The organism is Desulfobaccales bacterium (genome assembly GCA_041648175.1).
Classification (GTDB): Bacteria; Desulfobacterota; Desulfobaccia; order Desulfobaccales; family 0-14-0-80-60-11; genus 0-14-0-80-60-11.
The window spans coordinates 1-22,192 of record JBAZPO010000026.1 but is presented as its reverse complement, the minus strand read 5'-3'; the positions used below and the strand labels follow the sequence as shown (position 1 = coordinate 22,192).

General features: G+C 55.5%; 37 protein-coding genes. 13 read left to right on the top strand and 24 right to left on the bottom strand.

Annotation, left to right across the window (positions count from 1 at the left end):
• Nucleotides 1-11 precede the first annotated feature (11 nt).
• From WC600_17185 to WC600_17070, 24 genes are all read right to left on the bottom strand, one after another.
• Nucleotides 12-515, bottom strand: coding sequence for a hypothetical protein (locus tag WC600_17185; GenBank protein MFA4904470.1), 504 nt, complete (start codon nucleotides 513-515; stop codon nucleotides 12-14).
• Entirely contained in the window at nucleotides 512-1,102 is a 591-nt protein-coding gene (locus WC600_17180) for a hypothetical protein (protein MFA4904469.1), read from the bottom strand. The genes WC600_17185 and WC600_17180 overlap by 4 nt, the downstream gene beginning before the upstream one ends.
• Before the next feature lie 10 nt (nucleotides 1,103-1,112).
• Nucleotides 1,113-2,075, bottom strand: coding sequence for a hypothetical protein (locus WC600_17175; protein MFA4904468.1), 963 nt, complete (start codon nucleotides 2,073-2,075; stop codon nucleotides 1,113-1,115).
• Nucleotides 2,076-2,107: 32 nt separating this feature from the next.
• On the bottom strand, nucleotides 2,108-3,088 hold the full coding sequence (locus WC600_17170) for a hypothetical protein (GenBank protein MFA4904467.1): 981 nt from the start codon (nucleotides 3,086-3,088) through the stop codon (nucleotides 2,108-2,110).
• A gap of 53 nt (nucleotides 3,089-3,141) precedes the next feature.
• Nucleotides 3,142-4,347, bottom strand: a complete 1,206-nt coding sequence (locus WC600_17165; protein ID MFA4904466.1) for a hypothetical protein — start codon at nucleotides 4,345-4,347, stop codon at nucleotides 3,142-3,144.
• On the bottom strand, nucleotides 4,331-5,872 hold the full coding sequence (locus tag WC600_17160; GenBank protein MFA4904465.1) for a phage portal protein: 1,542 nt from the start codon (nucleotides 5,870-5,872) through the stop codon (nucleotides 4,331-4,333). Before WC600_17160 ends, WC600_17165 begins: the two co-directional genes overlap by 17 nt.
• Nucleotides 5,869-6,114: a hypothetical protein gene (locus tag WC600_17155; GenBank protein MFA4904464.1), complete on the bottom strand. Its 246-nt coding sequence runs from the start codon at nucleotides 6,112-6,114 to the stop codon at nucleotides 5,869-5,871. The genes WC600_17160 and WC600_17155 overlap by 4 nt, the downstream gene beginning before the upstream one ends.
• A 285-nt stretch (nucleotides 6,115-6,399) precedes the next feature.
• The gene (locus WC600_17150) at nucleotides 6,400-8,298 is read right to left on the bottom strand and encodes a terminase gpA endonuclease subunit (protein ID MFA4904463.1); all 1,899 of its coding nucleotides are present in this window, start codon (nucleotides 8,296-8,298) and stop codon (nucleotides 6,400-6,402) included.
• Nucleotides 8,299-8,483: 185 nt separating this feature from the next.
• Nucleotides 8,484-9,008 (bottom strand): terminase small subunit, encoded by a 525-nt coding sequence (locus WC600_17145; GenBank protein MFA4904462.1) that lies wholly within the window; start codon nucleotides 9,006-9,008, stop codon nucleotides 8,484-8,486.
• A complete protein-coding gene (locus WC600_17140) occupies nucleotides 8,998-9,288 on the bottom strand; it encodes a hypothetical protein (GenBank protein ID MFA4904461.1) in 291 nt (96 codons plus the stop codon). Before WC600_17140 ends, WC600_17145 begins: the two co-directional genes overlap by 11 nt.
• A gap of 206 nt (nucleotides 9,289-9,494) precedes the next feature.
• On the bottom strand, nucleotides 9,495-9,641 hold the full coding sequence (locus WC600_17135; protein MFA4904460.1) for a hypothetical protein: 147 nt from the start codon (nucleotides 9,639-9,641) through the stop codon (nucleotides 9,495-9,497).
• A 208-nt stretch (nucleotides 9,642-9,849) separates the two neighbouring features.
• Complete coding sequence (locus tag WC600_17130) at nucleotides 9,850-10,770, bottom strand: hypothetical protein (GenBank protein ID MFA4904459.1); 921 nt, start codon at nucleotides 10,768-10,770, stop codon at nucleotides 9,850-9,852.
• 20 nt (nucleotides 10,771-10,790) lie between these two features.
• Nucleotides 10,791-10,997: a cold shock domain-containing protein gene (locus WC600_17125; protein MFA4904458.1), complete on the bottom strand. Its 207-nt coding sequence runs from the start codon at nucleotides 10,995-10,997 to the stop codon at nucleotides 10,791-10,793.
• Nucleotides 10,994-11,551 (bottom strand): hypothetical protein, encoded by a 558-nt coding sequence (locus WC600_17120; protein MFA4904457.1) that lies wholly within the window; start codon nucleotides 11,549-11,551, stop codon nucleotides 10,994-10,996. Before WC600_17120 ends, WC600_17125 begins: the two co-directional genes overlap by 4 nt.
• The gene (locus tag WC600_17115; protein MFA4904456.1) at nucleotides 11,551-11,817 is read right to left on the bottom strand and encodes a hypothetical protein; all 267 of its coding nucleotides are present in this window, start codon (nucleotides 11,815-11,817) and stop codon (nucleotides 11,551-11,553) included. The genes WC600_17120 and WC600_17115 overlap by 1 nt, the downstream gene beginning before the upstream one ends.
• A 299-nt stretch (nucleotides 11,818-12,116) precedes the next feature.
• Nucleotides 12,117-12,338: a hypothetical protein gene (locus tag WC600_17110; protein ID MFA4904455.1), complete on the bottom strand. Its 222-nt coding sequence runs from the start codon at nucleotides 12,336-12,338 to the stop codon at nucleotides 12,117-12,119.
• Between the two features lie 18 nt (nucleotides 12,339-12,356).
• Nucleotides 12,357-12,677 (bottom strand): hypothetical protein, encoded by a 321-nt coding sequence (locus WC600_17105; GenBank protein MFA4904454.1) that lies wholly within the window; start codon nucleotides 12,675-12,677, stop codon nucleotides 12,357-12,359.
• 55 nt (nucleotides 12,678-12,732) lie between these two features.
• Nucleotides 12,733-12,864 (bottom strand): hypothetical protein, encoded by a 132-nt coding sequence (locus WC600_17100; protein ID MFA4904453.1) that lies wholly within the window; start codon nucleotides 12,862-12,864, stop codon nucleotides 12,733-12,735.
• A gap of 116 nt (nucleotides 12,865-12,980) precedes the next feature.
• Entirely contained in the window at nucleotides 12,981-13,145 is a 165-nt protein-coding gene (locus tag WC600_17095; GenBank protein ID MFA4904452.1) for a hypothetical protein, read from the bottom strand.
• Nucleotides 13,123-13,533: a hypothetical protein gene (locus WC600_17090; protein MFA4904451.1), complete on the bottom strand. Its 411-nt coding sequence runs from the start codon at nucleotides 13,531-13,533 to the stop codon at nucleotides 13,123-13,125. Before WC600_17090 ends, WC600_17095 begins: the two co-directional genes overlap by 23 nt.
• Nucleotides 13,530-14,084: a hypothetical protein gene (locus WC600_17085; protein ID MFA4904450.1), complete on the bottom strand. Its 555-nt coding sequence runs from the start codon at nucleotides 14,082-14,084 to the stop codon at nucleotides 13,530-13,532. Before WC600_17085 ends, WC600_17090 begins: the two co-directional genes overlap by 4 nt.
• Before the next feature lie 226 nt (nucleotides 14,085-14,310).
• A complete protein-coding gene (locus WC600_17080) occupies nucleotides 14,311-14,739 on the bottom strand; it encodes a phage regulatory CII family protein (GenBank protein ID MFA4904449.1) in 429 nt (142 codons plus the stop codon).
• A 265-nt stretch (nucleotides 14,740-15,004) separates the two neighbouring features.
• The gene (locus tag WC600_17075; GenBank protein ID MFA4904448.1) at nucleotides 15,005-15,283 is read right to left on the bottom strand and encodes a hypothetical protein; all 279 of its coding nucleotides are present in this window, start codon (nucleotides 15,281-15,283) and stop codon (nucleotides 15,005-15,007) included.
• Nucleotides 15,284-15,597: 314 nt separating this feature from the next.
• Nucleotides 15,598-15,957 (bottom strand): hypothetical protein, encoded by a 360-nt coding sequence (locus WC600_17070; GenBank protein ID MFA4904447.1) that lies wholly within the window; start codon nucleotides 15,955-15,957, stop codon nucleotides 15,598-15,600.
• An 80-nt stretch (nucleotides 15,958-16,037) separates the two neighbouring features.
• On the opposite strand from WC600_17070, the gene WC600_17065 reads away from it, so the two are divergent.
• The 13 genes from WC600_17065 to WC600_17005 all read left to right on the top strand — a co-directional run.
• Nucleotides 16,038-16,517 (top strand): hypothetical protein, encoded by a 480-nt coding sequence (locus tag WC600_17065; protein ID MFA4904446.1) that lies wholly within the window; start codon nucleotides 16,038-16,040, stop codon nucleotides 16,515-16,517.
• 25 nt (nucleotides 16,518-16,542) lie between these two features.
• Nucleotides 16,543-16,962: a hypothetical protein gene (locus tag WC600_17060; GenBank protein ID MFA4904445.1), complete on the top strand. Its 420-nt coding sequence runs from the start codon at nucleotides 16,543-16,545 to the stop codon at nucleotides 16,960-16,962.
• Nucleotides 16,963-17,333: 371 nt separating this feature from the next.
• Nucleotides 17,334-17,654 carry a hypothetical protein gene (locus WC600_17055; protein MFA4904444.1) on the top strand — a complete coding sequence of 107 codons (321 nt, stop codon included), beginning with the start codon at nucleotides 17,334-17,336 and terminating at the stop codon, nucleotides 17,652-17,654.
• A 98-nt stretch (nucleotides 17,655-17,752) separates the two neighbouring features.
• Nucleotides 17,753-18,160, top strand: a complete 408-nt coding sequence (locus WC600_17050) for a capsid cement protein (protein ID MFA4904443.1) — start codon at nucleotides 17,753-17,755, stop codon at nucleotides 18,158-18,160.
• Between the two features lie 63 nt (nucleotides 18,161-18,223).
• Nucleotides 18,224-18,457: a hypothetical protein gene (locus WC600_17045; protein ID MFA4904442.1), complete on the top strand. Its 234-nt coding sequence runs from the start codon at nucleotides 18,224-18,226 to the stop codon at nucleotides 18,455-18,457.
• A gap of 2 nt (nucleotides 18,458-18,459) precedes the next feature.
• Nucleotides 18,460-18,624 carry a hypothetical protein gene (locus WC600_17040; GenBank protein MFA4904441.1) on the top strand — a complete coding sequence of 55 codons (165 nt, stop codon included), beginning with the start codon at nucleotides 18,460-18,462 and terminating at the stop codon, nucleotides 18,622-18,624.
• Entirely contained in the window at nucleotides 18,621-19,016 is a 396-nt protein-coding gene (locus WC600_17035; GenBank protein ID MFA4904440.1) for a hypothetical protein, read from the top strand. The genes WC600_17040 and WC600_17035 overlap by 4 nt, the downstream gene beginning before the upstream one ends.
• Nucleotides 19,013-19,177, top strand: coding sequence for a hypothetical protein (locus WC600_17030; protein MFA4904439.1), 165 nt, complete (start codon nucleotides 19,013-19,015; stop codon nucleotides 19,175-19,177). Before WC600_17035 ends, WC600_17030 begins: the two co-directional genes overlap by 4 nt.
• Entirely contained in the window at nucleotides 19,174-19,539 is a 366-nt protein-coding gene (locus tag WC600_17025) for a hypothetical protein (GenBank protein ID MFA4904438.1), read from the top strand. The genes WC600_17030 and WC600_17025 overlap by 4 nt, the downstream gene beginning before the upstream one ends.
• A gap of 66 nt (nucleotides 19,540-19,605) precedes the next feature.
• Nucleotides 19,606-19,914 (top strand): hypothetical protein, encoded by a 309-nt coding sequence (locus tag WC600_17020; GenBank protein MFA4904437.1) that lies wholly within the window; start codon nucleotides 19,606-19,608, stop codon nucleotides 19,912-19,914.
• Nucleotides 19,915-20,050: 136 nt separating this feature from the next.
• Entirely contained in the window at nucleotides 20,051-20,230 is a 180-nt protein-coding gene (locus tag WC600_17015; GenBank protein MFA4904436.1) for a hypothetical protein, read from the top strand.
• Nucleotides 20,231-20,464: 234 nt separating this feature from the next.
• Entirely contained in the window at nucleotides 20,465-21,400 is a 936-nt protein-coding gene (locus tag WC600_17010; protein ID MFA4904435.1) for a phage Gp37/Gp68 family protein, read from the top strand.
• A partial coding sequence (locus WC600_17005; protein ID MFA4904434.1) for a phosphoadenosine phosphosulfate reductase family protein occupies nucleotides 21,401-22,192 on the top strand: 792 nt, incomplete at its 3' end. It lies immediately after the preceding gene.

Sequence of the window (22,192 nt, the reverse complement as noted above, 5' to 3'; positions counted from 1 at the left end):
GGTAAACCTCCTTACTGCAAATTAAGACTGGTAGAATCGCCCAGGCGATGCCAATAAGTAAGGCGATAGGTTATGACCATTTCGCCGTAAAGTTCGCTGGCCAGGGCCTTGGATTGGGCCTGGGGCTCCAGGTCCAAAAGGCCCAGGGACTGCCAGGTGGCCAGGTTGACTGGGTCGGTCAGGAGCCGGTGGATCTGGCCGGCCAGGGCGTCGGCCTCATCCGCAAAGGTTTGAAAGGCCGGGGTCTGTCCGTCGCCGATCTCACCCTGTAGCTTAATAAAGGTGGTCAGCGACAGGTGCAGGGTATTCCGGGCCATCAGGTTGTCTTCTTCCAGGTCTTCCGGATCTTCCCAGAAGAACAGGGCCGGTTTGGCAATAATTTCAATTCCGTCAGCATCAACCGCGTCCAGATCGAACGGCAGATCAAATTCCCGGCGGACCGTCGGCAGCCCGGGGATGGTCCCCAAGGCCGCTTCGATAGCCTTCAACAAGGTGGTTTTAACCGGTTCGCTCATAATCTGTCGATCAGGCAGGCCTTTTTCAGATCCGCCAGGAATTGCGGCTTGATCCAGTCAATCGACTGTGACGGATCAATCCGCTTTTTGATAACCACCGAGCTTTTCAGGATGAACAGGGGAATCAGATCCTGCTTTTTGAACTTCTCCCCCCCGGCCCGGCGTTGCCTTAAGCCTCCGCCGGTGCGGGCGCCGCCCCAACCGGCCTTACCCCAGATGATGCCGTTGAAAATTACCGTGGCGCCGTACTGCTTTGGTCCCGCCGGCGCCCCCCTGAAGGTCTTGACAAAATCAGTGGGGATGGCGAGAAACCCGCCGCCCTTGGCGGTGATGGTGGAACTGCTCCCGGCCGGACCGATATGGACCCCGGCCCAGGTGGGCGGTGAAATCAGGGCGGCCTCCAAAACATTGCCTTGTAACTGCAAGGGCTTGCGGACCAACGGCAACCCATGGGACCGCTTTTGCAGGCCGGAGGTCGCCCTAACATGGTCCCGCAACCGGGTGAGGTTATCCCACAGGATCTTCCCCACCCGCGGCGAGACGGCTTGCTCTAACTTCTCCAGGGTCTGCAAAGGGTCACGGGCCATGAGGTTGCCTTTAGGTGGTCACGCCGCTCAGCAAATAGCCGGCGCCGGTGAACACGAAGCGTTCATCGATGTTGTTGCGCACCCGGTAGATATTGGAGCGAATATCTTCCTCCCGATATTCCTCCGTCACCAGCATCTCGGGGCTGTCTCCGGTCCATAGGAAGGTCCGGCCCAGACAGGGCTCCCGTAGGTCCTGGACCTGTTCAGCCAAACGGACTACCCCGACATAATCATGGCTCCAGACATCGCCCAGGGTGGCGGCCTTGGCCTTCAAGGCGGTGTCATAGATGGCCTTGGCCACCAGGACTCGCTTCACCCCAAAGTATTTGGCCAGCATGTCGAGCTGCGCCTGCTCCGTCTCGATCAGGTGCGGACTGGTGTATTGCAGGTATTCCTTCAATTCTTTGGAGCGGAGGACGTTTCTGGCCACCGCCCAGTTCATCACCACGGCATTGGCCAAGATACCCCGGGCGTTCCGCAAGGCTGTAATCGCCGTATCCACATTGGCCTTGGGGGTGCAAGTGGCCGCCACATCCCAGGCCACGGCGACGGCCGAGGTCAGGGTAAGATTGGCCACATTAAAGACCTGCGCCGCCACCCGGACTTCCCGTGCCAGTTTCATTTTATAGACGGCCCGCTCCACCGCCACCACTTCGCCGTCGAAGAACCGCCGGTACATGGAGGCCTCAATATCATCCAGCGGCTCTTCCCGGCCATGATCCTTACAGGCAAAGGTGCCGGTGGAGAATTCATAGTCATCCCGGGCATAGGTGGACCGGGGCGCCCGGCGGGTGTCCTTGTTCTTTAGGAAGGCCTCGACCGGAATGATGGGATAATCCCCGGTCTGCAGGTCTGTGGGGAAGATTGGGAAGATCTGATCGGCGATGAAATCCCCCGGGTCCAACATGGCCTCATAGGCCAGAACCCCCAGGTCGGGGCGTTGAATGGTCGTTGCGGAAGTGGGTCTGGGCATGGTTTCCTCCTTTAGCCCTGATTATGCCCCCGTTAGGAGGTCAGGCATTGCCGGGTGACTTCCAGCCAAACCTCGGCCAGAACAAAATCATCGGCGGGCAGTTGGCCATCGGTCGGGTTGAAGATCAAGGTCAAGATCGAGGCTACCGCCGGAATATCCGCCGAGGCGATGTTTAAGGTCTTCTCCTGATATTTGTCGGTCTGGGCCGTCAAGAACTCACCCGAAACCCCGCCACAATTGGCATCAGCCAACATGGCAGCTCCGGCCGCGGCGAAATAAGCCTCGCAGGTGATGGTCGGCGAGTCCGCCTCATTGGCCCCGGCCTTAACGATGGCGCCGAGAAAATGCACCACGATATCGGCCGCGGGGTCAAGATCGGGCGGGATCAGAAAGCGTGCCGCCATCTTGGTCGGGTTGGCGCCGTTGTTCCAACGCAGCCCCACTTCTTTATTGGTCAACTGGGTGAAGCCGTCCGCGGCGCCATCGGCAAAAACTACCGTGGGCGCCCCGGTCTCCAGGGTGATACCCAGGGGCTGGATGGCGTATTGGGCCGTTTTCATGCCCGTTTCGAGCTCATCCAGAACCGCTTCCACCGTGACGCCGGTCATATTGCCGTTGGCATCGGCCACGGAGACGGTGGCAGCGGTGGTGGCCAGGAACGGCGACCGGACCATCTCCATAATGGAGTCGGTCACACCCGCTTCCAAGGCCGTGCCTACGGCCGTGCCTACGGCCGCATCGGAAACCTTGCCACTGGCCGCGGGATAAAGCACAGCCGCTTCGGCAATAGCCTTACTTGCCGTGACCTCGAAGGTTCCGGGAGAACCCCAGAGTTTAACCGCGACCGGCTCGCCGTCCGCAGCCGCATATTGGGTGATGCCGATACCCAATTCGCCGGCCCCGGCATATTCCACCTGGGGCGGGGCGGTAACGGTCCCGGCACTCAGCTTCACATGCCGCCGGGCCGCCAGGGCGCCATTGGCAATAAAAGTCGGAAAGCCTTCATTCTGCATCTCACTACCTCCTCAGTGAAAATCTTAGGGTGGACTATCCTCGCCCACCCGGCTTATTTTTTGGCCGGATTTTGCCGGGCGATGTAATCGGCGTGCAACTCCGGGAAGTCCCGGGCGGCCTGTATAATGGCCTTGGCCCGGGACAGCTTCTGGCCTGCCATAAGCTGCTGCACCTTGGCCTCGAAGGTCTCGCCGTCACCGGACGACGCGGGCACTTGGCCCAGGGCTGTGGGCGCACCCTTGCGCATCTCCGCCAGGGTTTTGGCCTTACCTTCTTTTTCGGCCTGGCGGGAGAGCTTGACCATTTCCCCGAAGCCGGTCCCCTCTTTGATAGCTTTCAGGGTGACGGCACTATCGCCATCGTATTCCAGAATCTCCATGACCCGGGCCCGTTCCGCCTGGACTCCGGACTCCTGGCCTTCGGCCCGGAGCTTCTCTGCTTCGGCGGGTTCTTTGGCCAGCAGCGCCGTCAGGGTAATTTCGGCCTGCGCCTTGTCCCGGATTTCCTTCAGCAGAGCCGGGGCCTCGGCCTCTAATTGCTGCAATGTGATCGGCATAGCCTCCTCCTTATTTTTGGGCCCGGCCCTTTCAATCTTCACCGGCACCTTTTTTTGGTCTCCCGTTAAAGCAATGGCGGCAGTCTCTTCATCTGCCCCAATGGTGCAAAAACTTACTTCCCGGACATAGGACTCCAGCCAAATTTCCGCCGGCCCGACGATCTCCTGGCCATTAACCATTTCTTTCTCTTTGTCGCTTTCCAGGATCTTAATCTTGCTGGGCCAGACGCCGATGGAGGCCTGCCAGGGAAAGCCTTCTTCAGCCAGGGCCTGAACCTCCTGGCCATCCTTGGTCTTGCTGGAAAATTCCCCCTGCAGTAGAAAATTACTGCCCTCGACCCAAGCCTTTATGGAGTAACCCACAATCCGATCCCGGGCATGCTCTCGCAGAATCGGCATCTTGGCATTAGCCCGGATGCCCGCAGTGGCGATAATGAGCTGCCCACCCCAAAATCTTTCTACCGGGGCCCCGGTATAGGCCGTGATCATGAAACCTGAGCCTTTCGACTCGCCTGGATTGGACGGTGTCAGGCATAAAGGCGCACTTAGATTTAGGGCGGAGCGCTGAGATTTGCTGTCATCCCAAGCCAGATTACACACAGCAAAGGCTTGATCCGCCGCTTTACCCTCTTGGTCCATCACCGCGGCGGTGCAGCGTTGCAAAAAATCCTGCTTGCTCTCGCCTTTATTCGGTTTGGGCATGGTTGCCTCCTGCTATTTGATCAAGCTCCGGTAACGGCGCTGGCGGGGCCACGAAGTTTAACCCCAGGCCCGCCGCATAGTCTTTTTCCTCAGCCAGTTGCTCGAAAGTTTCCTCATAATCTTCACCCTGAGCCGATAATTCTTTGCTATGAGTGGAGAGGCCGCAGGCGATAGCGTTATAAGAGGCGCTGACTTCTTTCTCTGGCGCAATCCAGCCCCAACCGTCGCCCATCCAGGCCGCCCTTAAATATTCAGTGCGGTTTTCATAAAACTTCGGGGCTGGCCAGAGGCCGCGTAAATAGGCCTCTTCCAATACCAGTTCCCAGATGGGCTGGCAAAATTTGGCGGCAAACCAGAAGCGCCAGGCCGTGAAGATCCGCCGGGCTTCCAATAAGGCGGCCCGGGCGCTGGAATAACTGGTCTTGGAAAAGTCTTTCATCAACAATTCATAGGGCAGGGCGATCCCTGCCCCGATGATGCGCAGGATCTGCTCCACAAAATTATGAAAGTCTTCGCTATTGCGTTTGGCGTCCACCACCTGAATATTCTCCCCGTTCTTCAGGTAGCGGATTTCTCCCAACTCCAGGTCCTCAATATTTTTGCCGGTGCCAGGTTCCAGATCGGTAGCCGCGTCCGGACCGCCATAGGCGCTTCCTTTGGTAATGAAGACCGATAAAAAGGCGGCTACCTTATAGGCCACCACCTTGGCCTCGATGCCGTCGGCCAGGTCTTGAAACAGGGAAATAATGGGGGTGAATAAAGGGGTGCCCCGCATTTGAGCTGGGCGCAGGCTGCGATAAATATGGAGTACCCGTGGCCGGCCCTGTTCATCGCGAGCCGCCAGCCGTTCGCTGCCACTGCCCAACTGCATCGTGCCCCTGGTAGGATCAACCTTAGTAAAATTATAAAAGGCGGGCTCGCCCCGGGCCCCCACGTCGATCCCGGTTTCCTGGCCGGTTTGGGTCTTGGCCCCCATGGTGGTGAGACGATCCGCTTCCAGCAATTCCACCGTCCGGCCCAGGGGCCGCCAGGACTCTTCGGCCCAGGTGGGCAGGGCCAGGATCTCGCCATCCTGCATAATGGAACGTAAGGCCAGGGTTTGAAGTTCATCGAAATTAAGGCGGTTGCCTGCATCCGCCAGAGGTTTCCAGGTCTCCCAGATCAATTCCGCCTGGCGCTGTAACTCCCGGGCCTTCTCCTTGGAGATCCCCAGCATCTCGGGCCGCAGCTTCGATTGCGGGCGCAGACCCCGGCCCACGATGTTCGTGACCAGGGTATCGGTGGCGCCGGCGGCTATTGGGTCATTCCGATTTAGGTCCCGGGAATATTCCCGCAAGCGTTGCAGTTTCCAGGTGGCAGGGGTGCTTACCGTGCGGCCCAGGTTCCAGCCGGAGCGCAGACGGTTGGCTGCGGCGGCCCGGAATTCGGCGGCGGCGTCGAGCCTGACCTGGCTGGCCAGGGCTGAGGGTAAAATCAGACCGGAGCGCTGGTCCTGGCGAAAGGTGGCGGGCAACGGAGCGCTCATTGGGGCCTCGGAAACCGGGCTAAGGTCTTAGAATTTTTGGCTTGCCGGGAGGCCAGGAGGCGAAAATCCTCTTCCCGTTTTTCCAAACGGCGATACATAGCAGTGAGGTCGCCCCTTTGCATATGTTGCCCCTGGGCCGGACCGCCGGATGTATAAGCCTGCTGATCCTCTGCCTTAGAGATCTTGATTTTTAAGGCCGCAATATCAGCCCTAATCTCTTCCAAGGTTTCCAGTTCAACCATGTCACCAGTTTCGAGCAAAAAAAAAGAGAGCTCAAGGCTCTCTGGTTCGTCTCGTTCGTCTGGTGCGCTAAATTTCACCTATTCATAAAATTTTTCCGTATCCACCCGGCAATTTTCCAAATATTGATAAACCGCCTCCCGCTGCACCTTGTATTGCCGTTTGCCAGTCCTGAAAGCGGGTAATTTTTTTTCCCGGATCAAATCGCATACATGCTTACGGCTGCAAGACAGCATTTGCGCCACTATGTTTGTATCTAAAAGACCATTCGATTTGACCATTAAATTCTATCCCCTTTTTAAGAAACTCCCCCGAGGCTTATGAGTAAGTGGATTGATCGTTGCTGCGGCTAAAACATTCTGAGTTTCTCGGACCTGTGGCCGGGGCAGTAGCCAGACATTGTGCGCCTCGGCCGCGCCTTTGGCCAGGATTTCACAGTCCAACAGGTGATTGTCCCGTTGATGCTGCACTGTCCAAACTAATTTACCAAGCTTATTGCGCTCCTTAACCTCGGCCGCCAGGTGGGCGGCGTAGGTCTCATCGGTGTCGGCATCCAGATGAAACCGGCCGTTTTCGATATCCGCCCACAGGAAATCCTTTAGGGCGTTGGTATCCAACCGCCAGAGCACCAAGCCGCCCGGGATGGCCTTGCCGCTGGGATAGTGCTCAATAGCTCCTTTAGTAGTCAGCCGCCCGCCCAACGGCTTCGATGAGCCCTTGGAACCAAAGATCCGCCCCCGCCCTGAGCGCCGCAGCCAATCATAGACCTGGGTGGTCAGGGTGGCCTCACCCTCGCCCATGAGCCCGCCGCCGGTGTCGATCAGTCCGGCCCAGACTCGGTGCTCGATGTCTGAGGTCTCCGTCCGGTAGACGTCTTCAAAGAGCCAGCGTTCCAACTCGCCAAAGCTCTCTACAAAACCATGGCGGATCTTGTGTGACTCCCTGAGGCCGTCCAAAGTCAAGACCCAGGCCCGGAGCACTACCCAAAAACCCCGTTTCTGAGAATCAATACCCGCGGTCAAACCCAAAGTGTTTTCTGGCACCACCAGCGACGGCAGCCTGGTGCGCAACTTCAGGATGGCCGAGGCTTGTTGTGACTTAACGATCTCTTTCCAGGCCAATCCCAGCCATTCGTTGTAGTAGGTTTTGAGCTGCTCCCGGTCAGGCCTGACTTCGAAGAATTTAGCGGCCATCTCGGTCCAGGTCGCGAACGGGGAAATCTCGGCGCCCCACCAGTAGCCCTCATGGGAGGCGTGCGGCAGCTCCTCCGGCCGGCTACCGTCCGGCTCCGGATTTTCCGCCCCCCAGACTCCCCGGGCCAGCATGCCCGCTTTCTGGCGCTCCTCGATCTCCGCCTGGCAATACCGGCACTCATAGACGGCCGGGCGGGCCTGTTTGATATATTCCGGGCGCTGCAGATCCTGGGGCCACGCCATCCGTTGCTCGCCCCGATGCTTCACCCGGAAGAAGTCCAGGACCTGATAGCCGCCGCAGGCCGGGCAGGGCACCCAATATTGACGGCGGTCCGAGCGCTGGTAATCCTGATGAATAAAGCCTTCCGGGTCAGTGGGCGTCGAATCGGTAACGATCTTGCGATTAAAAAAAGTCCGGGCCCGCATCTCCGCCATCTGTGTAGGTGAGCCGAAGCCCCCGGCGCTGGCCGGGTATTTGTCCGTCTCGGTCTCGAAAATATAGCGGGCCTCGAATTCCCCCAGATCGGAAGCGCTGCCCGCGGTGGCGAAGATGATCTCCATGTGCCGCAAAACAATGCTCTTGGTTTGCAGGTCATCCTGATTGCCGGTCAGATACTGGCGCAGTTCCGGGCTGGCCTTGAGCATCTTGGTGATGCGCTTGCAAATCCGCTTGACCTTGGTTTCCGTCGGCCCCACTACCAGCACCGGCCCGGGGTCCTGGCAGATGAGATAACCCAACATGTTGAGCCAGATCTCCGTCTTGACCGACCTGGCCGCGCCCATGAGAGTGATGCGCTCCACCTCAGGACTGGTGAAGGCATCCATCGGCGCTTGCGCATAGGGGGCCTTGTGCGGGTCCCAGCGTCCCGGGAAAGAGGCATCCCGGGGAAACTCCCGATGCGCCGCGGCCCAATCGCTTACGGTCAAGTCCGCCGGCATGGAGAGGATGGCCTGTTCGGCGGGAAACCAGGAGATTTGATGGGATTGCTGCATTAATTAACCCTTAAACAATTATCTTTTTTTCAAAATCTCCCAGAAATCACAACATTCATCCTTCCATGTACGCCTCTGATTTTCAGGATAAGGTGATCGCGGATCGAGACAAATGGCGGCTTCATATTCAGAGCTTTTTGCATCCCAAGAATCACAATTCTTGCAACATTTTTTCATTTTTATTTCTACCTTTCCTCTACAGGATTGTAATACTGGAACTTCTCCGGCAACGGCCGGGTGATGTTCTCCACCGCCTCCCGCAACCGCCGCCGCACCTCTCCGGACTTGGCCCGGCGCTCCTCATCCGGTAGTAGCGCCAAGATAAACGGCTCCAAGCCTAAGACCGATTGCTTATAGATCGCCGCCCGGGCCGCGAAGAGCTGCTCAACCTCCTCCAACTCCACCAGCTCCCCTTGGAGCTTCCTGAGCTCCAGTTCTTTCGTCTCGGCCCGGGCCTTGATCTCCCGCCGAGTCCAAAAAGCCTTATCGCCACCCGTTTCTTGATCGTCGCTATCAGGATCTACGACCTTTTCGGCCTGATCTTGCTGCTGCCGGCGCCAGAGTGTACAGGCCACTAGGTCATAGCTCTTCCCGGATTTAGGCATACCTAACTTCACCCAATATTGTATCGTCCGCGTGGTCACCCCGAAATGGTCAGCCACGGTCTGAACCCCATAAACCACCGTCGCTTTTTGAGGGTTAAGAGCCACGCAATTCCTCCAAGAGCAGGTTGATAACCACCTGTAGGACGACCTGGCGGGCCGGTTCGCCGTGATATCCCCCTAACAGAAGCGCCCGGGAGAGGGTTTTGAACCCTTGCCGCATCCCGGCCACACCGGCCCCGAACAACGCCTCCACCTCGGCCGTCACCGGCTGCGCCAGATATTCGAGTTCCCGGGGTTTGGCCTGCAGTTCAGCTGGTGGCTTCTGGTTCTGTAGCCAGACCTCAATCTCATCCACATCGAACCGACCGCACGACAACTGAGGCATCCCGGCCCGGATCCACCTCTGGATGGTTCGAATATTCCGCCCAAAATGTCGGGCAACCTGTCGTGGATGGTCTAAAATCAAGCTCATTTCGGTTTTTGTCGTACCGTTTCGCTTTTACTGTTTTGCGAAATCATCAAAAAACTTGATACGTAGAAAGAACCCGCGCCTTCGGACCCTCGTTACTTTTACCTTGGGGAAGGACCCGCTCAACGCTGCTGACCCTCAACCACATCAGCCTGCGCCGCCTGCCGTTCGAGGTGGTGCCAGAAGACTTGCTCCCAAAGGAACGGTGCCGCCAACATCCCGCCGACCACGATCAACCACACTATCGCCAAGACAACCTTGAGCTTCATAACCCCTCTTGCCGTTCTCGCCTTATCCGCTCCAGATAGACGGGCCACCAGGCTACTCCCCTTAATGACTTGGGACTGCTCGCTTCTCTCAAGTCCTGCCTTGCCCTGCGAGGTGGAGTGGAGTTGCTTAATCTCTGCACCACTGGTCCCAGGTCAACCTCGAAGTCCGGAAGGTCCACCATACCGCCGGGCCATACGCTCCATACCTTCATGGTCCCCTTACCCCATCGGGCAACTTGCATTCGCATCGCACCACGCCGTCAATGCCGTCCTCGCCTTCCTTGGCCCGGCGGTATCCCGAGCCCCGACACGCCAGGCAGACCTCCGGCGACTCCCGCCCCCCAGTGACCGAGGCGTCCACGAACCGCCCCAGTTCCAGATAGCGATGCGGCAGGGGGATGAACCGCCCCTCCTCCTTGCCCCACTCAGCGCTCTGGATCTGGAGGGCCAATACCTGCAGCATCTCCGGGAGCGGCGGCAACTTGCCTCCCTGTTTGAGACGCCGCCAGACCTTCTCGACTCTCATCCGGTCTTTGCGGCGTTCCGCAGGGTAGGCTTCGAACCACTTCAAAAAATCACCCGCGCCATTCCCCCCGTTTGCGGGGGGTAGGGGGGTAGTTTCTTTTTGTGTTTGTACTTGTACTTGTGGTGGTGAACACTCTTCTAAGCCTGTTCGAACACTCTTCGAACACTCTTCTAAGCCGGTTCGAACCTTCTGACCATATTGACCACTATCTTCCCGTGATTTCTCACGCTCTCTCTTCTGATTTAACCGTTTAGTATACGTGTCCGCACGTTCTGCTAATTTTGGCAGGAAAACTGTGCGCGCCTCGCTCCAGGCTTCAGGGTCAATGGAATTAATTTTGGCCAACAATTCGAGAAATTCGCATAGTTCATCTTTTGAACAGTAGAGATCGTCTGCTAAAACCTCCAGTCCATACCCCTCTGGCAACGCATAGGTGTCTAAACCAGCATCATCCAGGCCCTGATTGCCAACGATTTCATGTAGGCGCCAGAACCGGCCCACTGCGGCCATTACCGCCTGGCCACCGCGGTCCTTATAGAAAACCTCGATCTTGCGGATCTTCTTGTTCTGATGAGCCGATGTCTGGTGCTCAAACCATTTCATAACTATCTACCCAGGACTACCTACAACCTCACCACATCCGCCGCCGCTGGTCCCTGGCGTCCCTGCTTTACCGTGAATTCCACAGCATCACCTTTCTCAAAACTACGGATGACGGAGATTATCTCGCTAAAATGGACGAACACATCCGGGGCACCCTCCCGCTGGATAAAACCGATCCCCTTCTTGACATCGAACCATTTCACCCGACCCCGCTGGCGCTCGGTCATGTGACACCCCCGACAATCTGATCCAGCATGAATTCTAACGCCGCCAGGCTGCCGTCGTTTTGGAGCACGTAATCCCAGCCTGGATAGGCGTCCAGACTGGTCTCCGAAATATGATCCGGAATGCCCGCCTGCGCTCCGGCCCCGGCGCGTTCTATTCTGATCAGGACTGCCCCAACGTTTTTGAGGGCCTCAGCCTCATCTAAAAACCGCACGTCCGTGACCACCACCGGCCGCTCCCCATTCATCTGCCAGAAGTCCCGGACGGATTCCATCAGGTGATGGACCCAGATCCCGGGCCAAATACCTCTAAAAACCTCCGTGCCGAGGTGCTGCAAACACCAGCGCGGCGATTTGCCGAACCGCGGGTCGGGCACTTCTTTGAGGTCACCATAGAGTTGCTCTTGGGAAAAATCGAAGGCCTGTCCCACCAGGACCTTTAAGGTGTCGGCAAAGGCAAACCGGTGGTAAAGATACTGGTCCCAGAGATAATCGGCCGCAGTGCTCTTACCTGAGCCAGCCTTGCCGGAAAGACCGATGAGGAGAGGAGGTATCATTATTCGACCTCTCCAACATAACCTCGAAGATTGTCAGCTAAATTTCTTTGAAGTGTAAAAAAAACTGCTAAATCAGAAGCATTGTTCCAATGCATGACTAATAGTTCCTCATGAATATGCATTATTTGCGCTACACAAGTTAATTGCCATTGGAGCCAACTATCTCCATCTTCCCTTCTTGCCTCTTCTTCAGTACAAAAACCCATCGTTGCTAAATTTCTTAAGGCTTGCTTTTCTTTGTCCGAATCAATGGAAAACCGGCTCATATCTCCCCCTCAAGTATCCCCCGGCCAGGCTGCGGGCCAGGCCGGGGTAAAATCTAAATTCCGCTCAGCTTGGGTTTGATTTATTTCCGCATGGTGCACCTCCTTGGCTTGGGAATTACATACTTTACTCACGATAACTCCCTCAGAAGTTCTCGGTAGTCTCTAAACCAAGTCACCATCCGACGCATAAGCCCCGATTGCTCACCTTTGGCATAAAGACCGACAATGGGTACACCAGAGGCCCAAGCTGCCCCTAATTCTGCCCAGGCATCAGTTCCCGAGGGGCCGATATAAACCACTCAATTAGACTTAGTGGCCCCATGGAGATCAAATTGGAACTTGCGCTCACCGTCTTCTGAGTTTATCCATTGTTCAAAATCAAACTTGATCTCAGTACGACCCTCAGTATTAACTGCTTCACGCACAAAAGAATGGACCTGATGGCCCTTAGCCTCAAGAAGATCAGTAAGCATTTCCACGGCGTGTTGATTTTTCCAAGAGCTTGCGATGTATATTTTCATTCCGCCCTCATTCGTGAGTTAACGATGTAATTCCCCTTGGCTTTGATCTTTCAAGTTCTTAAGCTTCTCCCGGCTTTCGGCGGAAATATTATTCGGGTTGACCTGATCAACAACCCCGGCCCAACCGCCCCGGCGAAAATGGATGGATTTGCCTTTGGCGGTCTGCCATTGCGCCGGGTTATCCCGGCGCACCTTAAGGCCGGCCTGACAAGGGCAGCCGCCGATGTAAGGACGCTCATGGGCGACGGCCTGCTGCACCAGGCAGCCCCAGCCTGATAATTTGGCCGGCTGGCCTGGCAAAGCGTTACAGGCTATGGTGGGCTCTGGAGAGAAACTCATATCTGCACCACATCCTCACCGCCACAGGCTTCCACACACATGGCCACCTCGCTCATCACCTCGCCGCCCCCCCCGAAACGAGGGCCACCCGCTTGAGCAGGTAGAACTCTTCGCCCGCGGCGAACTTCCGCCCGCACAAATCGCAGACGTCCGTGAGCAGCAATACCAGGGCTTCATCATCGTTCATTGACTCTTTCCTGTTTCCTGAAGCGCCATTTACCGCAATATCTTGTTTTCTTGACGTAAGGCCATTTGGGGAAACATTCTCTGATTTTTTGGCCTTTTTTATCTTTTTGGGCCTCATCACCGTCCACGGGCGGCCTCGCCATAGACGCAGGTCCGGCAGGTTTCCGTGACTCGCAGGCAATCAGTGACCATCCTCCGGATGAAGGCGCCGCACAGAGGGCAACAGACCTTGATTACGCGGCGCTGCAGGGTATCGGCATTATGCACCATCATTCGGCTCATCCTGTCCTCCTGTGGGGCATGGCTTTCGGTCCGGGTTATCCGGGGAGAGACACCTACCCGGCGCAATGGTGACTGGCGCTTGGGGCACCGGTATCTTATCGTCCAGGAATTGCCGGCCACATTCTGTCACCCGTTTTGCCAGGGACATCCGCTCACCAGGGGTCAAAGGCGCAATCATCTCGGCAAAGGTGATGGGCCGGGAAGGGCGGCACAAGATAGGTGTCCGGCAGCGGCCTTCCAGGGCCAGCCCCGCGACCCGCAGGGCCTCACCCAGGAACACCAGAACGTCCTGGTCTATCGTCTCGCCCCCCTCGTGGGCCAGCTCAATCCGCAAGACCTTGGTTTCCTCGCCAAAAAAATCCAGGAATTCTTGCAGGCGCTGGCTCATGCCCGGCGCCCCGACAACTTCGCCACCAACCGGGCCGGCCAGGAGTGGTGCTTCTGGGATTTCTTGCGGGCCGCCGCTTCCAGGGCCGCTAACTGCTGGTGCGCTCCCCGGATCTCCCGCTGGATACTGGTGAACTCCTCCCAGGTAATTTCTTCCCCGCCCTGTGAGCCGACATCAACCGAGTCCACAATGGCCTGACACGCGGCCGAGGCCTCCCTGAACACCCGGGTAATGTGCCGGCCAATGTCTTCCAGGGATTCTAAAGGCTTGGGTATGGTGAAGCCGACGCGGCCAAAGAGGCCTTCCAGGAAGTCCAGGATGCGCAAATCCCGGCGGTACAACATGATGCCGACCAGGTCCGGATGTACCAAATCGTAATTTTCCCGGTTTTCATCCCGGCGGCGATAGAGGGTGTAGGGCTCGACCTTGACCCCAGGCGCATCGGCCGTCTCTTTGACTTCGCCCTCAGGGATAGTTTGATAAACCAGGTGCTTAAGCAGGCGGCGCCGGGTTTCCAGGGGCAAGGCCACGAATTCATCGGCGTTTGACATACATTAACTCCAAAAAGCTAAAGGTAATGAAAAGTTAGCCTTTACTCAGGGCTCGATTATCCATTATGTTCAAACCATGAAACATTTACTCGAACCACTGTCATCCCCTGCCGCCCGCCAGCACCTGATCCAAAAGATACAGGCGATAGTCCGCGCCCACCCCGACTGGTTTCCGGGCTGGCGCTTTCCTGAAGGCGTTGAGGCCAAGACTGAGGCGCCCCAGGGCTCATGCCACCGCCGCCATGAGCGTGCAGATGGCCCGGATGGCCTCTTTGCCTAAGCACTCGATCCCGAAACGGTCCACCTGCCCCAGAGCGGCGACCAGCCCCCCGACCTTATGGAGCACCTCGGCCGCGGCGTGCTGCTGGTCAGCGCCGGTCTGCCCCGGCGGCATAAAAAAACCTACCCGGCCCAGCACGGCCTCTACCTGGTCTAAAGGAGTAAAATCGCCGGTTTCGTGGACCATGATGGGCAGGTTATGCAGGTGGAAGTAGCGTTCCGGGTCTTCGGGATTGAGCTGTCGGGAGAGCAGGGAATCAGAGATGCCGCACTGGTGGGCGATGAATTCCGTGGAGACCTTGCCGGACTCCAAGGCTTTCCTCAGCCATTGTTTCACTAAAACCTTACGTTGCGGGACAAAATGTTGATAACTCATGCGCACCTACTGTTCGAATAATTTTGAAAAACCGAACTTGTAATAAATTGTGAACGTTTTAAAATCTAACCCAAGTAGACAGGGCGCATTACAGGGCGCATTACGCATCGGCCCGTCCCGGCTTGCCGGGGGTGTTGTCTGGAGCCTGGGCCCGTCCAGGGGCCTCGACTCTTGGTGTTCTGCCTGCTTAATCCGGGAGCCCCGGCCGTCAGGCCGGGGCTTTTTTTCTGGCTCTCTTCCTCCTACTTCCTCTTGCCTCGCCGCTTTAGTTGGCCTGAGCCGCCTGGCCGTTGCCGTTCGTCCCCAGATCCTCGACCAGAAAGAGTTCCTCCACCGGTTGGCCGAGAAACGCCGCGATTTTGGCCCGGATCTGCGGATTGATGCGGTTGCCGTAGACCACCCCGGCCACCGTGCCATACGCTTCGCCGAGCTCCAGGCTCAGGGACGTCAGGTTCATGCGCCGCCCCCGGCTGTCCGTCCGGCTGGCCAGCAGGCTCTTGATGTGGAACTCCTGACGGCGCTTAAGTTCTTGCAGGGTTTTCATCTGTATTATTCTTCCCTTTCATGCTATGCTTGCCGGCAAACCCCGGAACCGGCCAGGCCCGGCAAGACTCAGCCGGCTCCGGGGGCCAACCTCACCCGCCCGTGGTTTGTCCAGAGGCAGGAGGATTGCTATGTTTCCAGCCTACTTGGTTCCAACTGGTCCGGGAGAAGTCTTGTTACAAAACAAAAACCGGACCATCATGGCGTCGTGCACCTGCAAGTGTTGCCGACAAGAAGTTGAATTCGATTATTGCGCCGCCACCGATAATGAAGACCATTACCTCTTCCTATGCCCGAATTGCGGGGACCCCTTGGTCAATCTGCTTGATATCCGCCTGCGCGAGGCGGAGGAGTTATTAGGGCGTTGTAGGTAGCCTCAGCCATCTGACCGATCAGGGTTAGATGCTTCATAAAGGCCCCGGAGAGGCCGTGGCCCGGCTGGCCGGTAAGGAAATCAAGCAGCGTGGAATGTTCCCGGCAGAATTCCCGGAGTACCGGCACATCGGCCGGAGCGAACATGATCTCACTGTGGGTGCAGGGCGGGTCCAAGGTCCACCAGGGAAAGGTAATTTTGATGATGCGGTCGGATGGCGCTTCGCCATGCATGATTTCCAGGCGGGTGAGCCAGTCGAGATGATCTTTAAACAGGTCCTTAAGGTCGGTGGCCTCAGCCATCTTCATCTCCTTGGGTGCTAAGAAAAGGATAATACGCTGAAGTAAGATTTAGTCAAGCGAAAATTACATAGGATTAATTTTTGGCGAAAAAATATAAAAATATTTTCCCGATGGAGATTTTCATAGGTCAGATTAAGAAAATTATGACTGAAAAAAATCTTAAATCTGGAGCCGAATTTGATCGAGAAGCTGGGTTAGAAAATATGGCAGCCCGCTGGTTTAATCCAAAATGGCGCGGGAAGAGCGTTGATACCGATACCCTATTAACTATCGCCAAGAGCTTTAATAAATCATTGGATTGGTTAGTTTTCGGAGAGGAACCCTTACTTGCCGTAGAAGAAACTAAAGCCGTCTATGAGGCCCGGCCCTTAGACCAGAGACAGGATGAGCTCTTACATCAAACCTTGAAAGTGATAGAAGAGGTCCTTCAGCAAGGAAAGAGGCCAATCCGTCCAGATCAAAAAAGCAGGCTCATAGGCCGAATATTTAATGATTGTGCCGAAGACCGGAGCACTCCCAACCCTAATATAGTGAAACGCTATATCGCGATGTTGGATTGATTCTGAAAAAAGGAGGCGAAAAGACTTGAGTATCTTGAAAAAAATTAAAGGATTTATCTTTCACCAAGAGCCATTGCCCGAACGTCCTGCACCCCGAGCCCCTATCGAACCCTTCAAAACCGTAATCAAGGCCAAAAGTAGCTCAGGAGGCTTTTATGATGTTACTTTTATCTGCAAAGATGATCGGCTTTGGCTTAAATGCACTTGTATCGCTGGAAAATTCAGCCAGTTTTGTAAACATAAATTCCAACTTTTAGAAGGCAATGAAGCTTGGCTTTATGATTCCGATTGCCGGAGCGAATTGGCCCATATCCAGGCCGTCTTGCCTCAGACTAACTTCCCGATGCTCCTTGATTACTATAAGGAAACTCAAAAACAAAACAATCCCGCCGCTATAAAAGAAGCCAAGATCCAATTAAAATTAGCCATGCGCCAAGGAGCTTGATAATTTAACATCCCCAAACTCTAATCCACTTGAGCGGCTTTCGGGCCGCTTTTTTTCGTCAAAAAAAACTACACTCAATTATTTTTATTGACATAAATATTATTGCATGTATTATCCTTTTCATAGTTCATCGCCCACCCCATCAGCGGCCACAATTCTTGCCAAGGTGGAGCGGGACGGAATGCAACCGAGCACCGGATTAAGCAGTCAGAACCCCAGGAGTCGCGGCCTCTGGACCGGCCCCAGACTCCAGACGGCACCCCAGGATAGTCCTGAGGGCAGCCGGAGAGTAATGCGCCTTTTTTATGAGGTGACACGATAACGAGATCGCCATAAAGTTCGCTCTCCTTATAACCGCACTCACCCTGACCATGGCTTGCGCGGCAATGGATGCCCTGGAAGGCCCCCGGGTGAACATGGTGGACACCTACAATGCCGTCCGCCGGGAATGCCGCCAGGCTGAGAGCTACAAGACGCCGCCCATCGTCTTTGTGCGGGACCATGTAGCCCTGAGAGCCATGTTCCCTAACCTGGAACCAGGGGAACGGCTCTTAGGAGTCCAGTGGGGCGGTGTGGTCTACTTGTCAGAGCCGGACGTGGACAAGGCGACGGTAGCCCATGAGTTCTACCATGTGCTTGAAGGCGGCAACGAGGCGAGAGCCTATAAGGTTGGGGCGAAGGTGGGGGAGTGAAGATTTTTCTAATGAAGGCCAGAAAGCCCGCAGGACAACATTCAGGCACATCCCCGGCATAGCCGCCTTGGTTTGCCGGGGGTAGAGGAGGGAAGGATATGCCAGCTTTAACCCGTGACCGGGCTACCCCTTACCGGGAAGGTATTGAGGTGGATTTCCCGGTAGCAGCCAACACGAAAATTTTCGCCGGCTCCCTGGTATGTGTCAATGCCACGGGATATGCAGTGCCGGCAGCGGACACCGCCGGCCACCGGTTCGCCGGGGTGGCCATGGAACAGGTGGACAACAGCGGCGGGAGTGACGGCGGCCAGAGTGTGAATCTGCGGCGAACCGGGGTGTTCGAGTTCGACGCGCTGTCCATCACCCAGGCCATGGTGGGTACGCCTATGTATGCCTCTGATGACCACACCTTTGATGATGCTACCGGAGCCACCTATAACATCAAAGTGGGCCGGTTGGTCAAATACGTCTCGGCCACCAAGGGCTGGATCGATATCGCCAGATAAACCACAAACACCCCTGACGGACCTGAACGAGGAAGGCCCGGCGGTAGGGGTAGGGAGGGAAGAATGGCTGAAATTAAAGTGAGATTTCCCTGGTGGGAAGTAAAGAATCTGGAGGAAGTCGCCAGACTGATGCGCATAAACGGTTTTTCCTTGAGCGGGACAAAAAAGATTTGGGGCAGATACTTAGCCAGACGCCTTCTTCATGAAATTGAACCTCAAATCTCTCGGATTTTTGATGATGTTATCTATCAGGATGTAGTCCGCCAGGGAATCGAAACCCTTTTTGGTGGAGTTTAGATATGCCCCTCTACGAATACCAATGCGTGGATTGCCCCACTGTTGATAAGCGCGTCGCCGGGATCGATGACCACACGGCGATCTGCGTGCAGTGCGGCGGCTTGATGCTGCGGTTGGATGAGGACGTGTTCAGGCCTGAACTCCAAGAACAGGAGGCTGCGCCATGATCATCGGGATTGTCATCGGCCTGACCCTGGGCATTCTCGGTTCCATGGGCGTTCTGACCATCCTGCGTCGTCAACAACACCACCAAACCTTGGTCTTCCTGGCGGCCGAGTTCATCCGGGCCGCGGCCCGGCACTTTGACACCCTGAGCCAGGCCCAAACCCCGGAGGTCTGGCAGACCCGCCGGGGCAAGATCACCGTGCCGCCGGAGCTCGCCGCCAGCTATTGGGCCTTGAAACAGGCCTTCCATGCCGCCGGCCGCCGCCGCACTCCCGCCGGGCACCGCCTGGTCGTGGCCGCCCTGGCCCTGCTCAAATGGGATGATCCGAACAACTTGACCGATATACTATCCCCGAGATTATTTCCCAACCCTGAGGAGGTCCACACCCTATGACCATCTTCCTGTGGCTCTTCTGGCCCCTGGCCTCAGGCGGCACCTGGCAGGACCGGCGAAAAATGGCCGCCTATGCCGCCCTTATCCTGGCGCCCTTGGTCTTGATCTTCCTGGGATGGTTATGGTACGGGCCGAGCCTGATGGAGGTGGTGAGAAGATGATCGGCCAGCAACAAATTGAAGAGATGATCATTCAACCTCACTTCACCCTCATTGATACCATCTGCATCGATTGTCTATCACAGGATTTCCGGTCTTTCTATTCGGGTGAGGATAATCTTTGTGCCGGATGTGGCGGCCGTATGGTGCCAGAGTCTGATTTCTCTAAGGGCCACTATGCCAGACCTTCACGTTTGATCACTGGGCTCTGGTTATTGAAACAAGGAGCTTGTAGCCCAGGTCTGCGATGGTTTGCCCAAAACTTCCCTCATGGCGCTACTTTTGACCGCGTTCTGATTAGGCTATATCAGCACCAGAAATATGACTGGGTCATCTGGTTAAATAATCATGAGGCGAACCTATAGATTTTATCATCTCTACTCCCCTTATCTCTAACCCCTAACCCCTGCTCCTGGCCCGCCGAGGCCGGGTTGGAAAACGCCCGAGAAACAGCACCAGGGGTAGGAAACTTTAACTTGGAGGAAATAGCAATGGTTAAATGGTTTTACAAGGAAGATGGAAAAACAACAAGTCTGACTAAGAAAGATGCCACTGTAAGAGACATTATAGAAATATTAGAGAGGTTGCCATCAGATTTAATGGTTACGGGAATTATGAGTTCTATTCAGAATGAAAACGGAATGATGACCGGGTTATTGCTTGGGGGATTATTTGAAGATCAAACAAAAATCACCAGTTACAATAAAACTTCTGGCTACCAGGTGACAGTCCTGGAGTAACTATGATCGGCAAGACCTACCTTGAGCGTGGCAAGCCAGTTACCGTTTTGATTCGATGGAACGGCAAAGGCCCCCGTAACGTCCTGATTCAAAGACAGGACGGGAACAAGGTTGTGCGGCCGTTCCGGGGATTGAGATGCCCCAAGTAATCACCATCACCTTGGATGCCTCATGGCAATTCATCACCGCATGGACAGACCGCCTGGGGCACCGTATGGCTGAGTTTAAGGACGGCGCGGGTGACCGGATAATCTTCGAGATCGTGGACAAGTCCGCCGCCGAGGCCTTTCTGGAAGCGGCCAGGGCGGTGCAGTGATGGCAAAGCAAAGGGTTATTTCTGATAGCAGATGTGCGAGGTGCAAACAAAAACCCTTATCTGGTAAATGGCATCTGTTTTTATATCAATCCCAATACCTTTGTAAAAATTGTTTTGAACTTGTTGACTATAAACATAAGACCAAACGAATAAGAGAAAAGCTTAATTTTGTAAGAAATGTTTTGGATACAATCTTTGATCCTTTGGCTTAAAACTTTGGCAATAGAGGAAATTATGGGCCTGAGCAAAATCAAATGGACCGACTGCACCTGGAATCCGGTCACCGGCTGCACCAAAATTTCCCCCGGCTGCCAGAACTGCTATGCCGAGCGTATGGCAAAGCGACTGGCGGGCCGGGCCGGATATCCCAAGGATAAGCCGTTTAGTGTGACCCTGCACCCGGACCGGCTGGATGAGCCCCTAAAATGGAAGAAGCCGAGCCGGGTGTTTGTGTGCTCCATGGGCGATCTGTTCCATGAGGATGTGCCAGGTGAGTCCATCGAACAAGTCCTTATTTATGCCGCCATGTGCAGCTACCACACGTTTTTAATCTTAACCAAACGTCCGGAGCGCATGGGGGAAATTTTTGCTCTCTGGAGAAATGGCTTACTGCGAACCCCTCTTGCTGGGGATGAGGAAATCGCCGGAGCTGGTTATAGGTGGCCTTTGAAAAACATCTGGCTCGGTGTCACCGCCGAGAACCAGGAATGGTTCGATAAGCGTTGGGCCTATTTGAAGCAAATTCCGGCAGCCAAGGTTTTTATTTCCTATGAACCCGCACTTGGCCCCGTGGTTCTGCCGTCTGACTTCTTAGAGCGTGGCAATGACGCTTGGGTAATTGCTGGCGGCGAGTCCGGCCCCGGGGCCCGCCCTATGCACCCGAATTGGGCCAGAGGCTTGCGGGATCAATGCCAAGCGGCGGGAGTGCCGTACTTCTTTAAAAGCTGGGGAGAATGGGCACATGCCACGGATTATCGCAAAAAGGTTCTCTGCGTCTATAGCGATGGACGGTCAATTGCCTTTCACCGGGACGATATTATGGCTGAAGAAAAGCGGAGTGGACTTAATCACAACGATTTTAATGCAATGCTCATGTCTCGCGTCGGCAAGAAAGCCGCCGGCCGATGCCTGGATGAGATGGAATGGGATGAGATACCGGAGGTTCGTTAATTGTCCAGCGCTACCATCCAAGAGGCCTTAATAGAGGAAATCCACCAGCAATTGCGGGACATCAACATCGTCTCATTCTCAGGCGGCAAGGACTCCTCGGTGATGCTGCAACAAATCATTCAAGCAATAGGCAACAGCAACAAGAAGCTCTATATCATTACCTCCGATACCCTCATGGAAATTCCCTATTTCAAAACATATCTTGATCGCACCCGTAAGCTGATCCAGAACTACATCCAGGTAAGCCACCTGAATGCCGAGATGATCATGGTCTATCCCGAACTCACAAACAGCTTTTGGGTTTCGGTCTTGGGCATGGGTTATCCCGCCGCCCACATGGGGTTTCGCTGGTGCACCGGCAAACTCAAGATCGACCCGATCAAAAATTACATCAAGCAGATCACGACTGGAAAACAGTTTACCGTCTTTGTCGGGGTCAGAAGCTCCGAGAGCGCCCTTAGAGCCAGGATTTACAAGAAAAAGAATTATGCGCCTAACCATTACGCCCCGATCCTCGATTGGACCGCCCATGACGTCTGGGAATGCCTCATGACTGAGCCCTGCCCCTGGGGCGATCATGCCGAACTGATCAATGTCTATAAATACTCCTCGGATGAGTGCGTCTACGGCGAAAAAGCAGGCGTCTGTGTCGGCAATGCCAGATATGGCTGCTGGGCCTGCCCGCTCCAAAAATCCACCCAACTGGAACTGATCGGATTTCATACCAATGATGTTAAACGCTACAACGCCTTGAAGGATTTCAAGGAGGTTCTAGTAAACACCGCCAACACC